This is a genomic window from Shigella sp. FC1567, from assembly GCF_001743015.1.
Classification (GTDB): domain Bacteria; phylum Pseudomonadota; class Gammaproteobacteria; order Enterobacterales; family Enterobacteriaceae; genus Escherichia; species Escherichia coli.
In genome coordinates, this window is sequence record NZ_MIIV01000535.1 from 1 (window position 1) to 14,876 (window position 14,876).

Annotated in this window: 11 protein-coding genes; 5 read left to right on the forward strand and 6 right to left on the reverse strand. The window is 51.1% G+C overall.

Features of this window, described 5'->3' with window-relative positions; translation table 11 throughout:
* Both BHE85_RS25095 and ccp read right to left on the reverse strand, forming a co-directional pair.
* The coding region (locus tag BHE85_RS25095) for a pyridoxal-dependent decarboxylase (RefSeq protein ID WP_001485061.1) at nucleotides 1-342 on the reverse strand (342 nt) is incomplete at its 3' end.
* A gap of 210 nt (nucleotides 343-552) precedes the next feature.
* On the reverse strand, nucleotides 553-1,950 hold the full coding sequence (gene ccp / locus BHE85_RS25100; RefSeq protein ID WP_000784821.1) for a cytochrome c peroxidase: 1,398 nt from the start codon (nucleotides 1,948-1,950) through the stop codon (nucleotides 553-555).
* Nucleotides 1,951-2,353: 403 nt separating this feature from the next.
* Between ccp and BHE85_RS25105 the strand changes: the two genes are divergently transcribed.
* Nucleotides 2,354-4,003: an alpha,alpha-trehalase gene (locus BHE85_RS25105; RefSeq protein ID WP_000934213.1), complete on the forward strand. Its 1,650-nt coding sequence runs from the start codon at nucleotides 2,354-2,356 to the stop codon at nucleotides 4,001-4,003.
* A 50-nt stretch (nucleotides 4,004-4,053) separates the two neighbouring features.
* Here the strand turns inward: BHE85_RS25105 and BHE85_RS25110 are convergent, their stop codons facing one another.
* On the reverse strand, nucleotides 4,054-4,656 hold the full coding sequence (locus tag BHE85_RS25110) for a helix-turn-helix transcriptional regulator (protein ID WP_001167676.1): 603 nt from the start codon (nucleotides 4,654-4,656) through the stop codon (nucleotides 4,054-4,056).
* A gap of 519 nt (nucleotides 4,657-5,175) precedes the next feature.
* Between BHE85_RS25110 and BHE85_RS25115 the strand changes: the two genes are divergently transcribed.
* From BHE85_RS25115 to BHE85_RS25125, 3 genes are all read left to right on the forward strand, one after another.
* Nucleotides 5,176-6,075 (forward strand): LysR family transcriptional regulator, encoded by a 900-nt coding sequence (locus BHE85_RS25115; RefSeq protein WP_004983658.1) that lies wholly within the window; start codon nucleotides 5,176-5,178, stop codon nucleotides 6,073-6,075.
* Between the two features lie 48 nt (nucleotides 6,076-6,123).
* Nucleotides 6,124-7,137, forward strand: a complete 1,014-nt coding sequence (gene yhjD / locus BHE85_RS25120) for an inner membrane protein YhjD (RefSeq protein ID WP_000191257.1) — start codon at nucleotides 6,124-6,126, stop codon at nucleotides 7,135-7,137.
* A 410-nt stretch (nucleotides 7,138-7,547) separates the two neighbouring features.
* Nucleotides 7,548-8,870, forward strand: coding sequence for an MFS transporter (locus BHE85_RS25125; RefSeq protein ID WP_001149012.1), 1,323 nt, complete (start codon nucleotides 7,548-7,550; stop codon nucleotides 8,868-8,870).
* 233 nt (nucleotides 8,871-9,103) lie between these two features.
* Here BHE85_RS25125 and BHE85_RS25130 read toward each other — a convergent pair whose 3' ends face one another.
* Complete coding sequence (locus BHE85_RS25130; protein WP_001296794.1) at nucleotides 9,104-11,164, reverse strand: AsmA family protein; 2,061 nt, start codon at nucleotides 11,162-11,164, stop codon at nucleotides 9,104-9,106.
* Nucleotides 11,165-11,233: 69 nt separating this feature from the next.
* Nucleotides 11,234-12,001, reverse strand: coding sequence for a cyclic-guanylate-specific phosphodiesterase (pdeH, locus tag BHE85_RS25135; protein WP_012421508.1), 768 nt, complete (start codon nucleotides 11,999-12,001; stop codon nucleotides 11,234-11,236).
* A gap of 231 nt (nucleotides 12,002-12,232) precedes the next feature.
* On the opposite strand from pdeH, the gene kdgK reads away from it, so the two are divergent.
* Nucleotides 12,233-13,162 (forward strand): 2-dehydro-3-deoxygluconokinase, encoded by a 930-nt coding sequence (gene kdgK, locus BHE85_RS25140; protein ID WP_004987285.1) that lies wholly within the window; start codon nucleotides 12,233-12,235, stop codon nucleotides 13,160-13,162.
* A gap of 95 nt (nucleotides 13,163-13,257) precedes the next feature.
* Here kdgK and BHE85_RS25145 read toward each other — a convergent pair whose 3' ends face one another.
* A complete protein-coding gene (locus tag BHE85_RS25145; protein WP_001163138.1) occupies nucleotides 13,258-14,742 on the reverse strand; it encodes a M16 family metallopeptidase in 1,485 nt (494 codons plus the stop codon).
* Nucleotides 14,743-14,876: the final 134 nt, after the last annotated feature.

Genomic DNA, 14,876 nt, shown 5'->3' on the forward strand with positions numbered 1-14,876 from the left:
TTTCGGCGCAGGCGCATGCCACAGATCGGCAACCATATTTACGCAACGCAGGTCGATGGCTGCGGATTGCGGATATTCTTCTTTGTCGATCCAGTTTTTATTGATCGACAAATCCATCAATTTATGGACGTTTTCGTCGTCCCAGGTCTGGCAGAAAGTGGCCAGGTTCTGACGAGCGTTGCCATCAAGATATAATTCATCATTGATAATCTGAAATGCGACATCATCGCGCATTTCGTGCAGCGGAAATCGTTTTGACTCCGCGATAGTAGAAATGGCCTTTGCGCCAAAACGTGAATCGAGTAGTTCTGAGCGGAAATCCGTTAACAGCTTCTGGTCCATTTCGAACTCCTTAAATTTATTTGAAGGCAATAAAAAAGTAGGATTTATCCGCAATGGAAGCAAGGCATTACAGGCTTAATTTAAATAACAAAATCCTAAGCAGAAAAACGACTTTTTATAATATAAACATTTAACATGATAATATTAAAAACAGACTTTATTATCGTAATAAAAATCGCCCAAACATTCCTGTTCGGGCGATCAAATTAGTTATTGTTTATCCTGCATATACGGCGTGTACACCCCGTTCAGACTGTGCAGGAAAGCTACGATATCATCCACATCCTCCTGCGGCAGCTCTTTGCCTACCTGATAGCGCAGCATCAGTTTCACCGCCCCGTCCAGCGTCGGCACGTCACCGCGATGGAAGTACGGTGCCGTTAAAGCAACGTTACGTAAACCGGGTACTTTCTGGCGCAATTTATCACGCTCTTCTTTAGTCACATTCATACGACCAATATCCGCCGCCGTAATTTCCCCAAAGTTAAAGTCTTTTTTCAGCCCCAACGGTTCAAAGGAACGTCCGCCGAGAATAATACCACCATGACAAGTTGCACATTTATTATCTTTAAATAATTGATAGCCTTTTTTCTGTTGCGCCGTCAGCGCATTTTCATCTCCACGCAACCATTTATCAAATGGGGAATCCGGCGTAATTAATGTTTTCTCAAATTCAGCAATGGCATCAGTAATATTTTCGCCACTGAAACCTTGCGGATAAACTTCGAGGAACTGCGCTTTAAGCTGCGGATCTTTTTCCAGCTTAGCAATAATTTCGTCCCAGGATTTCGACGCCATTTCAATCGGGTTCAACGGCGGTCCACCTGCCTGATCCTGCAATGTTGCCGCACGACCATCCCAGAACTGCTCAACGTTAAATACTGAGTTAAATACCGTCGGCGCGTTAATCGGCCCAACTGCGCCACCAACACCAATCGATGTTTTTCTGCCATCGACGCCCCCCGCATTCAACGCATGGCAATGAGCGCATGAAATGGTGCTATCAGCCGATAAACGGGGATCGTGATACAGCGCAAAGCCCAACGCCACTTTTTGCGCATCGGTAGGCAGTTTTTGCGGGATGGGCTGCACCGGTTCATTGCGATGCTCCGGAGCAGTATCATTGCTGGCGTAATATTCCGCGCGCTGTTTTGCAATCCAGGCCAGTATTTCCGCCCGCTCTTCATCACTCACCTTACCCGCCCAGTGTAGCGCGGTATAACGCGTTGGTGGCATAGTTTCATACTGCATCACCCATTCAATCTTATTCAGATCGCTTTGCGAAACGGGTTTATCAGCCAGCAGTGCCGCACGCACGGCCTCGAGGTTAAAAGATTTATATCCAAGCTTAATGTCGTAATCCATCAACTGTTTCGCGCCAGGAATATAATAATAGGCGGGTAATTCTGCCGAAGGCGTGTGGCAATAGTCGCATCCTTTTTCGCGGAGAAAGCCTAAAACCTTATTATTTTCACTGACAGCAGATGCCTGAACATCGGCCTGTTTACTGCGTTTATTATCGTGGTACCACACATAACCAGATAACCCTAAATAGCAAATCGCGACGCCAGCCAGGCCGATCGCGGTAATACGTGAGACCATTTTCATTATTCTTCCCTCACGGTGGTGAGTTATTGTGACCCAGAAAATTTTCCAGAATGCTGCAAACGTCTCTGCGAGACAAAGCCATCATAAAAAACAGGGAGATACGCTTTTTGATAGGAATCAATCAATTACATGAATATAAACTATCAATAAGATAGCCTGTGCCTATTACCCAGATCAGGAATGGCATATCATGATTGCGGCGAGAGCAGGATTGAATGTTCTGAAAATGAAAAACAACACCAAATCCGTATTTTTATAAATTCCATTGATATTAGTGCGTTATATTTTTTGACAAGTTAATAAACGTGATCCACCGCACGCTTTGTCGCCCACCAGGCGGAGCGAATGACTACCCTTAAAGAAAAGCCGATAATTAGCGACGAATTTCGGAGGTTGGATCCTTATGCTCAATCAGAAAATTCAAAACCCTAATCCAGACGAACTGATGATCGAAGTCGATCTCTGCTATGAACTGGACCCGTATGAATTAAAACTGGATGAGATGATCGAGGCAGAACCGGAACCCGAGATGATTGAAGGGCTGCCCGCCTCTGATGCGCTGACGCCTGCCGATCGCTATCTCGAACTGTTCGAGCATGTTCAGTCGGCGAAAATTTTCCCCGACAGTAAAACCTTTCCCGACTGCGCACCCAAAATGGACCCGCTGGATATTTTAATCCGCTACCGTAAAGTGCGCCGTCATCGTGATTTTGACTTGCGCAAGTTTGTTGAAAATCACTTCTGGCTGCCGGAGGTCTACTCCAGCGAGTATGTATCGGACCCGCAAAATTCCCTGAAAGAGCATATCGACCAGCTGTGGCCGGTGCTAACCCGCGAACCACAGGATCACATTCCGTGGTCTTCTCTGCTGGCGCTACCGCAGTCATATATTGTCCCGGGCGGCCGTTTTAGCGAAACCTACTATTGGGATTCCTATTTCACCATGCTGGGGCTGGCGGAAAGTGGTCGGGAAGATTTGCTGAAATGCATGGCCGATAACTTCGCCTGGATGATCGAAAACTACGGTCACATCCCCAACGGCAACCGCACCTATTATTTGAGCCGCTCGCAACCACCGGTTTTTGCGCTGATGGTGGAGTTGTTTGAAGAAGATGGTGTACGCGGTGCGCGCCGCTATCTCGACCACCTGAAAATGGAATATGCCTTCTGGATGGACGGTGCAGAATCGTTGATCCCTAATCAGGCCTATCGCCATGTTGTGCGGATGCCGGACGGATCGCTGCTCAACCGTTACTGGGACGATCGCGACACGCCGCGTGACGAATCCTGGCTTGAGGACGTTGAAACCGCGAAACATTCTGGTCGCCCGCCCAACGAGGTGTACCGCGATTTACGAGCGGGGGCGGCCTCCGGTTGGGATTACTCTTCCCGTTGGCTGCGTGATACTGGTCGTCTGGCGAGTATTCGTACCACCCAGTTCATCCCCATCGATCTGAATGCCTTCCTGTTTAAACTGGAGAGCGCCATCGCCAACATCTCGGCGCTGAAAGGCGAGAAAGAGACAGAAGCACTGTTCCGCCAGAAGGCCAGTGCCCGTCGCGATGCGGTAAAGCGTTACCTCTGGGATGATGAAAACGGCATCTACCGCGATTACGACTGGCGACGCGAACAACTGGCGCTGTTTTCCGCTGCCGCCATTGTGCCACTCTATGTCGGTATGGCGAACCATGAACAGGCCGATCGTCTGGCAAATGCCGTGCGCAGTCGGTTACTGACACCTGGCGGGATTCTGGCAAGCGAGTACGAAACCGGTGAACAGTGGGATAAACCCAACGGCTGGGCACCGTTACAATGGATGGCGATTCAGGGATTTAAAATGTACGGCGATGACCTTCTGGGTGATGAAATCGCGCGAAGCTGGCTGAAGACGGTGAATCAGTTCTATCTGGAACAGCACAAACTGATCGAAAAATACCATATTGCCGATGGTGTTCCACGCGAAGGCGGCGGTGGCGAGTATCCGTTGCAGGATGGGTTTGGCTGGACTAACGGTGTGGTACGCCGTTTAATTGGTTTGTACGGCGAACCATAATATTTTTACAGCCAGCCGCTAACTTCCTGCTGGCTGTAAAATTATCCTCTTCAGGAGGAGATATTTAACATCATTGCCGCCTGGGTGCGATTTTTCACTTCCAGACGGCGATACAGGGATTCCAGATGCGCTTTTACCGTTCCGGTACTGATATTCAGCGCTCTGCCGATCTCCTTATTTGACTCGCCCGCCGCTAACATGGTTAAAATCTCCCGCTGGCGGGCGCTTAACGATTTGAGATCTTTAATGTCCTTTTCCGGCGTCGTCCGCCAGTCTCCAGGCAGAAACATCATCCCCATCGCCGCACTATTTACCGCCAACGCAAATGTCTCGACGGTTGAATCACGAGGCACAATGGCCAGCACATTAAAATGGATAACTTCCTGTAACCACCGTTTATTGCAATCCGTCGCCGTGATTAACACCTTAACCTCAGGAAACTGCACCACGGTTTTTTGCAGCAACCAGTAGCAAAACTCACCATCCTGATCGCCATCGAGCATAACTAAGGCTTCAGGGTAACTTTCCAGCTTTTGCCATAACTCGTCTGCCTGACTGGCCCCCTGAATACTCACCCCTGGAATACGCTGCTGTAAACTGATTTTCATTCCATGAATAAATATTGACTGCCTGTCAAACATGACTATTTGCATAACTGAATCTCCACCTGAATATGTTAAAAAGACTTAAGTAGTGGAAGGGTATTACCCGCGAGAAAAAATAAGAATTCGCCATTTGGCGGTGGCCATTCTACAGAGATGACGCGTAGAAAATAGTTACCGATATAAATAGTTACAGCTAAACGCCTGAAATTACATGTCGAGGGCACTATTTAAAACAATTTTGAGGATTTCCTTATATTGGTGGTTAGTACGCATGCAATTAAAAATGAAATTCCGCGACTACAAGCCAAAATAACAAATGGCAATGAGACAAAAATAAGCACAAATAGCCAATACGTCCTCTATTCACTTTAAAGGGAATCACTGAAAAATACGCTCTGTTTAAGGGGATTCACCTTTCTCATAAAGCTATTCCGCCCTTTTCCTGCTGAGAAATCGCCACATTCGTCATGACAACATTGTGAAACCCGGCATTAGATGTTAGAAAAAACAATAAACAATGCGATATGCGCGTTACTGTTTCGCTGTGAACAACAATCGGTCAAAGAAATGGATAAAATTCACGCAATGCAGTTGTTCATCAAAGTCGCGGAGCTGGAAAGTTTTTCCCGCGCAGCGGATTTCTTTGCTTTGCCAAAGGGAAGTGTTTCGCGCCAGATACAGGCACTGGAACATCAACTTGGCACCCAGCTTCTCCAGCGCACCACGCGACGGGTCAAACTCACGCCAGAAGGCATGACCTATTATCAACGGGCAAAAGATGTGTTGAGTAATCTCAACGAACTGGACGGTCTGTTTCAACAGGATGCCACCAGTATCAGCGGTAAATTACGCATCGACATCCCGCCAGGAATCGCGAAAAACCTGTTACTGCCGCGCCTGTCGGAATTTCTCTATCTGCATCCGGGAATTGAGCTGGAACTGAGTAGCCATGACCGTCCGGTAGATATTCTTCATGATGGTTTTGATTGCGTGATACGCACTGGCGCGTTACCGGAAGATGGCGTTATCGCCCGTCCCCTCGGCAAACTGACCATGGTCAACTGTGCCAGTCCGCACTATCTGACGCGCTTTGGTTATCCGCAAAGCCCCGATGATCTGACTTCACACGCAATAGTGCGTTATACACCGCACCTGGGTGTACATCCGTTAGGTTTTGAGGTTGCCAGCGTTAATGGCGTCCAGTGGTTTAAGTCTGGCGGCATGTTGACGGTAAATAGTAGCGAAAACTATCTCGCCGCCGGTCTTGCCGGTCTGGGGATTATTCAGATCCCGCGCATTGCCGTGCGCGAAGCCCTGCGTGCCGGGCGGCTTATTGAAGTATTACCTGGCTACCGTGCCGAGCCGCTCTCCCTTTCGCTGGTTTACCCGCAGCGTCGGGAGCTTTCCCGGCGTGTAAACCTGTTTATGCAGTGGCTGGCTGGCGTAATGAAAGAGCACCTGGACTGACCGACTATACTTTTTAAGAATGACCACGACAGAAGGACAAAAGAGCGGATGACGCAGGAAAACGAGATCAAACGTCCCACCCAGGATCTGGAGCACGAGCCGATTAAGCAGTTGGATAATAGCGAGAAAGGCGGCAAAGTTAGCCAGGCGCTGGAAACCGTCACCACCACTGCCGAAAAAGTCCAACGCCAACCGGTTATTGCGCACCTGATTCGCGCGACAGAACGCTTTAACGATCGGCTGGGTAACCAGTTTGGTGCGGCTATCACCTATTTCTCATTTTTGTCGATGATCCCGATTTTGATGGTGTCGTTTGCCGCAGGGGGCTTTGTGCTGGCCTCCCATCCGATGTTGCTACAGGATATCTTCGACAAAATTCTGCAAAACATCAGCGATCCGACACTAGCCGCCACGTTGAAAAACACCATCAACACCGCCGTTCAGCAGCGTACGACTGTAGGGCTTGTCGGCCTGGCGGTGGCACTTTATTCCGGCATCAACTGGATGGGTAACCTGCGTGAAGCGATTCGTGCCCAGTCGCGTGATGTCTGGGAACGCTCGCCGCAAGATCAGGAGAAGTTCTGGGTAAAATATCTGCGTGATTTTATTTCACTGATTGGTTTGTTGATTGCGCTGATTGTGACGCTTTCGATCACCTCGGTTGCCGGTTCGGCGCAGCAAATGATTATTAGCGCCCTGCACCTGAACAGCATTGAGTGGCTGAAACCGACGTGGCGATTGATTGGCCTGGCGATTTCCATCTTCGCCAACTATCTGCTTTTCTTCTGGATCTTCTGGCGGTTGCCGCGCCACCGTCCGCGCAAAAAAGCCCTGATTCGCGGAACATTTCTGGCTGCTATTGGTTTTGAAGTGATTAAAATCGTGATGACCTACACCCTGCCATCGCTGATGAAATCCCCCTCTGGCGCAGCATTTGGTTCCGTGCTGGGGCTGATGGCATTTTTCTACTTCTTCGCCCGTTTGACGCTGTTTTGCGCGGCGTGGATTGCCACCGCCGAATATAAAGACGACCCGCGAATGCCAGGGAAAACGCAGCCTTAAAATAGGCCGGATGCGGCGTAAACGCCTTATCCGGCATACGATTTTATTCGGCCTGGCTCCCCGTAGGCCGGATAAGATGCGCCAGCATCGCATCCGGCTATAATGCGCACATAACCTCTTGAAACTCGTCCCCAGAGCCTCTTCAGCCATCTATTTGGGAGCAAACAATTTCATTCTAACTCATAACCCCAGCATATAAATCCAGTTGGTAACTTTTATTTAACCTGAAACCAGTTTTATCCACTATTTATAAAATTATGTGAAGCATTTCATAGAAGAAAAATCACTGGCCTAAACATTATCCCCTTTTTGCCTGGTTTTTGACCATTTCCGCGATTTGTTACACATTGAAATATCGCTTTTGCTGTGCGTAATATGGCTATTCGTTAGCCAAAAAATAAGAAAAGATTATGCAAGCAACAGCCACAACACTCGACCACGAGCAAGAATACACGCCGATCAACTCGCGTAATAAAGTCCTTGTCGCCTCTCTCATTGGCACAGCCATTGAGTTCTTCGACTTTTACATTTACGCCACTGCGGCCGTTATTGTGTTTCCGCATATCTTCTTCCCGCAGGGCGATCCTACGGCAGCAACGCTACAGTCGCTCGCCACCTTCGCCATCGCCTTCGTCGCGCGCCCCATTGGCTCTGCCGTTTTTGGTCATTTTGGCGATCGCGTTGGGCGTAAAGCGACGCTGGTCGCCTCGTTGCTAACGATGGGGATTTCGACCGTGGTGATTGGTCTGCTGCCAGGCTATGCCACGATTGGTATTTTCGCCCCGCTGCTGCTGGCGCTGGCTCGATTTGGTCAGGGTCTGGGCTTAGGTGGTGAATGGGGCGGCGCGGCGCTGCTGGCGACTGAAAACGCCCCACCGCGCAAACGTGCATTGTACGGCTCCTTCCCGCAGCTGGGCGCACCGATTGGCTTCTTCTTTGCCAACGGCACTTTCTTGCTGCTTTCCTGGCTACTGACCGACGAGCAGTTTATGAGCTGGGGCTGGCGTGTGCCATTTATCTTCTCGGCGGTGCTGGTCATTATCGGCCTGTATGTTCGCGTGTCGCTGCATGAGTCGCCGGTGTTTGAGAAAGTCGCTAAAGCGAAAAAACAGGTGAAGATCCCGCTGGGTACGCTGCTGACCAAACATGTTCGCGTAACCGTACTGGGTACGTTCATTATGCTGGCAACCTATACGCTGTTTTACATCATGACGGTCTACTCCATGACCTTTAGTACCGCCGCCGCGCCAGTTGGGCTTGGCCTGCCGCGTAACGAAGTGTTGTGGATGTTGATGATGGCAGTTATTGGTTTTGGCGTGATGGTGCCAGTCGCTGGATTACTGGCTGATGCCTTTGGTCGCCGTAAAAGCATGGTAATCATCACCACGCTGCTCATCCTGTTCGCGCTATTCGCCTTTAACCCTTTGCTCGGTTCTGGCAACCCGATTCTGGTTTTTGCCTTCCTGCTGCTGGGGTTAAGTCTGATGGGGCTGACCTTCGGTCCGATGGGCGCGCTGTTACCAGAGCTGTTCCCGACAGAAGTGCGTTACACCGGAGCATCGTTCTCTTACAACGTATCGTCGATTCTCGGGGCTTCCGTTGCGCCGTATATCGCAGCCTGGTTGCAGACTAACTACGGGTTAGGTGCGGTGGGGTTATATCTGGCGGCGATGGCTGGCTTGACGTTAATCGCCCTGCTGCTGACCCATGAGACGCAACATCAGTCGTTGTAAGTATCGTGTGGGCAGCCACCCTCACCCCAGCCCTCTCCCTGAAAGGGAGAGGGAGAAAAGCGGAGCGAGATGTTATATCGCGAACATAACAGCCCTCCCCCAGAAAGTGAACGGAAAAGCGGTACTCGTTGTTTCAACACGCACAAAACAGTCTCCTCGCCCCTTTGGGGAGAGGATTAGGGTGAGGGGAACACGCTGCTCCCGAACTCACCAGCAAACACAATCCAACCTCATCACTTCTTCATCTGCGACAATATCGTCCGACACTGATTAGCCTCCCCTTCGGAAGGTGAGATCAGTGCCAATAACGCCGCCGCCGGTGTTACCAGCGTTGCCAGTGCCGCCGCAACGGCACCACGGGCAATCAGCGGTCCGGCTTTCACCCCAGCCTGCGGATTTTTAAACGTCCCACGCACATACAGCGGCGAACGCAGTGTGATAATCCGAATCCCTTTACTCTCCGGATCAATAGTCAAATCCAGCTGTTCCGAAGCAAAACTTGCCGTGCCGGTAACATTAATCAACGCGTTCTCAGTATCGAAAGCAAAAATCTGCGGGCGCGCTACGCCGTTGGCAATATTCAGATTCGCCGCCGCGCAGTTCACCCGCACCTCATCGTCACCAAATATCGCACCGACAATGTAGTTGCCGACATTCAGCCCAACAATCTCCATCAGGTTGCGGCTCACCAGCCCGTCATTCATCAACAGTTTCAGGTTGCCGTTACTGTTGCCTAAAAGCGCCGCCACCGAGTTACCGCTACCGCGTAGTTCCGCGTCACCGTTCATTTCCCCCAGCGTCTTCTGCATCAGTTCCACATCGGGCATCAGTTCTTTCAGTTTCAGTCGACGAGCCTGAATATCTGCCCGCCCCTGCATCGGCTTTTTATCGCCTTCCAGATGGATATTCGCCGCAATGCTGCCGCCCGCCATGCCAAATTTCAGCGGTTGCAGGCGCAGGTCAGCATTTTTGAGGATGATATGAGTAGAAAGATCGCTAATCGGCAGGCTACTGCCATGCTCGATACGTCGGCCTTTGAAGCGAACATCGGCATCCATAACGTCCCATTTATCGGTTTCGAAGCGGTCATAAGGCAGCACTTTGCCCGCAGGCTGAACGCTTTTTTCGCCCTTCTTCTGTTCAGACCGTTTCGACTTTTCTGCCCCTTTCCCCGAATCAACGCCAATCAACGGTCCCAGGTCCGCCAGCCGCAATTGCCGCGACTCGACATCACCTTCCAGTTTTGGTCGCGGCTTTCCGGTGGTGTAGACCAGAGAACCGTGGATATCGCTATCGCCAATTCGCCCATTAAAACCGCGATAATCAAAGACCGACGATTTTTCAGTGTCGATTTTCGCTACCAGCCGACCATCCGTTTCAAACGGCGGGGTATCGGGCAGCAGAACGCCCGTCAGTTCATAGAGATCACCCAGTGAATCGCCAGAAAATTTAAGCCGTAAATCGACACCGCCCATCTTCATTGGGTCATTCACGACGCCATCAAAAGCAACACGGGTATTACCTGAACGGAAATCAGCCTGTACCGGAAACGGCGTCCCTTCGCCACGCAGCGCCAGCATACCGCCTATTTTTCCCGTACCCGTGAGCGGTTCACCGTTATAACGTCCCTGCGCCTTCAGGCCAAAAACGTAATCGCCCACCTTTTCTTTATCCGCTTTACCTTTCGATCCAGTAACTTCGCTGAACGGCAGCGGCTTGCCTAACGGATCAACAAAAATTTCCAGATCCGCTTTGCTTACTTTGTCATCAATGGCGATCCGCCCTTGATCGAAAAGAATATTATCCAGCCGAAACGACCATGCCGACGGCTTTGCATTCGCGTCTTTGTTATCATCGTTGGCGAGATTAAACGTCCAGTTATTGTTCTTTTCGGAGAGGCGAATCAGGCGCGCGTCGGGCTTTTCGAGCTTGATCCACGGCAGCCAGACCGTTTTGGTCAGCAGCGCCAGCGGTGCCAGCGTTGCCTCTACTCGCGGCAAATGCACCATCGTGACTTCGGGAATATCCGGTGGATTGCCAAGAATGATGTCTTCTGCATGTACATGAGGCCACGGCACCCAGCTGCGCCAGCCAGTTTCTTGTTTTTGCCGCTCCCACACCACGCCCAGATCGCCACGGATAGCGAACGGACGATTCAACTCCGCAGAGACTTTCTGGTTGATGGTCGGTTTGAGTCGATTCCAGTCAAAAGTTGCAATCAAAATGATCGCCACGACAATCAACAACAAGAAAGCCCCTGAAATCGCAGCAGTTATTTTGCCTGCCTTGCTCATCGTTCGCTTCCTCATATTCTTCCTGTGCCAGTCCTAAAGATAGTCCAGCCAGGCGGAAAATGAGGCAGCTTATAGCGCCAGAACCGCCGTATTCAGCGTTTCTATCGGTGCCGGGCGTGAAAGAAACCAGCCTTGTGCGGCGAATGCGGGCGAGTTCTGTACATCACGCCACTCTTCCGGCGTTTCTACGCCCTCAACAATCACCCCGCGACAATAGCGATTCATTAGATGTAAAAGCTGAGAAAAGAGTGTGCGTCCTTCCGGCGACTGACGCAGCATCACAAACAGTTCTCGCGCGATTTTGATGTAGTCATAACGCACTTCACTTAGTGCAGAGAAATTTGCCATCCCGGTACCAAAATCACCCAGCCACAGCGGGCCAAATTCACACATCGAGGCAAAGGTTGAATCTTTCGGCAGACGGATATGCTCCACCAGTTCGAAACGCAGCCAGGGAAGACGCTCAATTTGGCGCAGGATTTTTGGTTGCTGACGCAGGGCGATGAGCGTAGGGCCATCAATATTGACCGATGCCAGCAGGCCGTGCTCTATAAAGAAGTCGGCTTTTTGCGCCAGCAAATCAATCTGCTCTTTCACAACCTCCATCCGATGGCTGACGGTGATTTCAGTAAAATAGCGATCCGGCGGCAGGCGTTGCGAAGGGTTCAAGGGATGCGTGACCACCGTTAATAGCTCCACGGCCATTAACCGCCCGCATGTTTGATAGATCGGCTGCCAGGTGTAAGCACGCTCACACTGCAACCAAAAACGCCGTTCCTGCAAGCTCTCGATGCTTGCTTCAGGGTTGCTTATTCGCTGGATAACCTGCCTTATCATCAAAGATGTCCTGTGTTTAAAAGTGATGCTACCCGGACTCGACAAAGATTATCGGCGCGTAAGGGCAGAACTTTACCGCCTGGCCGGGGTAAATTTCCTCACTCCACAACGGAATCTTTCAGGAATACGTTCTGGCTCAAAAAAATAATGGAACACTGTTTTAATATTGTTGACCAGCAAACCACCACAGCGCAAACTAACGCTAATTTTTTACAGATCAGGTTCACGACTATGTCCAAAAAGATTGCCGTGATTGGCGAATGCATGATTGAGCTTTCCGAGAAAGGCGCGGACGTTAAGCGCGGTTTCGGCGGCGATACCCTGAACACTTCCGTCTATATCGCCCGTCAGGTCGATCCTGCGGCATTAACCGTTCATTACGTAACGGCGCTGGGAACGGACAGTTTTAGCCAGCAGATGCTGGACGCCTGGCACGGCGAGAACGTTGATATTTCCCTGACCCAACGGATGGAAAACCGTCTGCCGGGCCTTTACTACATTGAAACCGACAGCACCGGCGAGCGTACGTTCTACTACTGGCGGAACGAAGCCGCCGCCAAATTCTGGCTGGAGAGTGAGCAGTCTACGGCGATTTGCGAAGAGCTGGCGAATTTCGATTATCTCTACCTGAGCGGGATTAGCCTGGCGATCTTAAGCCCGACCAGCCGCGAAAAGCTGCTTTCCCTGCTGCGCGAATGCCGCGCCAACGGCGGAAAAGTGATTTTCGACAATAACTATCGTCCGCGCCTGTGGGCCAGCAAAGAAGAGACACAGCAGGTGTACCAACAAATGCTGGAATGCACGGATATCGCCTTCCTGACGCTGGACGATGAAGACGCGCTGTGGGGTCAACAGCCGGTGGAAGACGTCATTGCGCGCACCCATAACGCGGGCGTGAAAGAAGTGGTGGTGAAACGCGGGGCGGATTCTTGCCTGGTGTCCATTGCTGGCGAAGGGTTAGTGGATGTTCCGGCGGTGAAACTGCCGAAAGAAAAAGTGATCGATACCACCGCAGCTGGCGACTCTTTCAGCGCCGGTTATCTGGCGGTACGTTTGACGGGCGGCAGTGCGGAAAACGCGGCGAAACGCGGGCACCTGACCGCAAGTACCGTTATTCAGTATCGCGGCGCGATTATCCCGCGTGAGGCGATGCCAGCGTAAACGCAGCATATGCAAAAGGCTGGATAAAGTGTTACCCCTCTATCCAGCTCATCCATAAATACCTGATGGTTGTGCTAACTCATCACCATCAGGCATTACTGTGCAGGTGGAATATCCGTCACTTCAGGATGTACGTCATCCGTGGCGACAGCAGCAGTCGATGGGGCCATGATTTGATCCCAGGCCGCCTGCAACGCTTTCATGTTAAATTCCGGCTCGCCTTTCGGCTGCAGCAGTATTAACGCCATATCATTCGACAACTGCTGACGCAGATCCTGATTTAACATCTCCACCGTCAGGCTGTTAAGGAAATCCTGCCGCAGTTTCTGATACTGCTCCGGCGCGATATCGACGACCTGATTTTGCAACGAACGCATCCGCTGACCCATCAGAATATCGGTATCAGCCCGCGCATAGGCGGCAAACAGTTTCTGCAGCTCCAGTTTCTTTTGCGCCACTAACGCATTGAACTCTTCTTCCGGCAGACCTTTATCGCGAACCTTCGCCAGTTCACGCGCCACCAGATTAAGGTTGCTGTTCAGCTTGTCGTTTGGTGATTCGATGTTGATGGCACACTGCGCACGCAGATACAGCACACGGCAGTCAAATCCAAGACCGATGTCTTTGCTGTTACTGGCGCTTAACGCTTGCTGAACATGCCAGAACAGCGCCTCGCGGGCCAGGTCCGCACGCCAGTAGCGCAGCAGTGCGGCTGATTCACGAATCGGCTGCCACGGCGTATCCCACATGATAGATAACCGGTCCTGACGCACCGCGTCAGTCATAATACTCACCGCTTCCGCACGCAGCGGAGAAAGCGTCGGCACCGGAGCTGGCGTTTCACGTTTGCCTTTCAGTTCGCCAAACGTTTTGTTGATTTGGTCGACAACCGAGCGCGCATCCACGTTTCCCACCACCAGTAGCGTCATTGCATCCGGGGTGTACCATTTCTGATAGAAATCTTTAATTTTTTCCGCTTCAACGGGTTGTTTCAGCGGATCGGCAGGATCGTGACCTAACAAGGTTGACCCTTTCAGACGATAGCGCCACCAGCCCTCTTTAGTATCGGCAGGCCAGGTTGCCACCATGTCCTGACTTTGCAGCGCGTGGTTGATGGTTTCTGGTGTGATGGTCAATTTGCCAGTGGCATTTGCCAGATAAGAGAGCGCTTCTTTCAGCAAATCGTTACGGTTATTGGGCAAACTCAGATTAAACAGCGTGGTGTCATAAGAGACAATTACCGGCGGCATCGGGCGTTTAGGGTCGATCCCCTGCTGCCACAATGAACGCGCCTGTGCTGCGTCAAGGCCACCGCTTTGCGTTAGCGCAATACGAGGGATGGCGTGACTGTAACCGCTCTGTTGTGTACTTTCGGCGAGCGAACCGGTATTAACCAGCAGGCGAATTTCAACACGATCGCTGGGACGCTGGGGGGTGGTCAGCACTTGCCACTGTAAACCGTTGGAAAGCGTCCCCTGTTGCCATGCTGGATCAGGCTGGAGCGCATCTGCCTGCACATAGCCAGCAGTGGCCATCATCAGCAAACCGCCCGCTAAAAGTCGAATTTTTGTGCCCTGCATGTGAACCCCTGATCAACTATCCTGGTAATAAAAAACTGCCCGTTGTCAGTCAGTCTAAATGACGTTAAAAACACTTCGTGTTAGACCGCAAGAACATGAAAATGTCACGGAAGAAGTGAAATAAACCTGAACTC

Coding starts and splice junctions, on each gene's coding strand:
- BHE85_RS25145 (WP_001163138.1), bottom strand. CDS start 14,742: ATGCAGGGCACAAAAATTCGACTTTTAGCGGGCGGTTTGCTGATGATG.
- pdeH (WP_012421508.1), bottom strand. CDS start 12,001: ATGATAAGGCAGGTTATCCAGCGAATAAGCAACCCTGAAGCAAGCATC.
- BHE85_RS25105 (WP_000934213.1), top strand. CDS start 2,354: ATGCTCAATCAGAAAATTCAAAACCCTAATCCAGACGAACTGATGATC.
- BHE85_RS25110 (WP_001167676.1), bottom strand. CDS start 4,656: ATGCAAATAGTCATGTTTGACAGGCAGTCAATATTTATTCATGGAATG.
- BHE85_RS25130 (WP_001296794.1), bottom strand. CDS start 11,164: ATGAGCAAGGCAGGCAAAATAACTGCTGCGATTTCAGGGGCTTTCTTG.
- yhjD (WP_000191257.1), top strand. CDS start 6,124: ATGACGCAGGAAAACGAGATCAAACGTCCCACCCAGGATCTGGAGCAC.
- BHE85_RS25125 (WP_001149012.1), top strand. CDS start 7,548: ATGCAAGCAACAGCCACAACACTCGACCACGAGCAAGAATACACGCCG.
- kdgK (WP_004987285.1), top strand. CDS start 12,233: ATGTCCAAAAAGATTGCCGTGATTGGCGAATGCATGATTGAGCTTTCC.
- BHE85_RS25115 (WP_004983658.1), top strand. CDS start 5,176: ATGGATAAAATTCACGCAATGCAGTTGTTCATCAAAGTCGCGGAGCTG.
- ccp (WP_000784821.1), bottom strand. CDS start 1,950: ATGAAAATGGTCTCACGTATTACCGCGATCGGCCTGGCTGGCGTCGCG.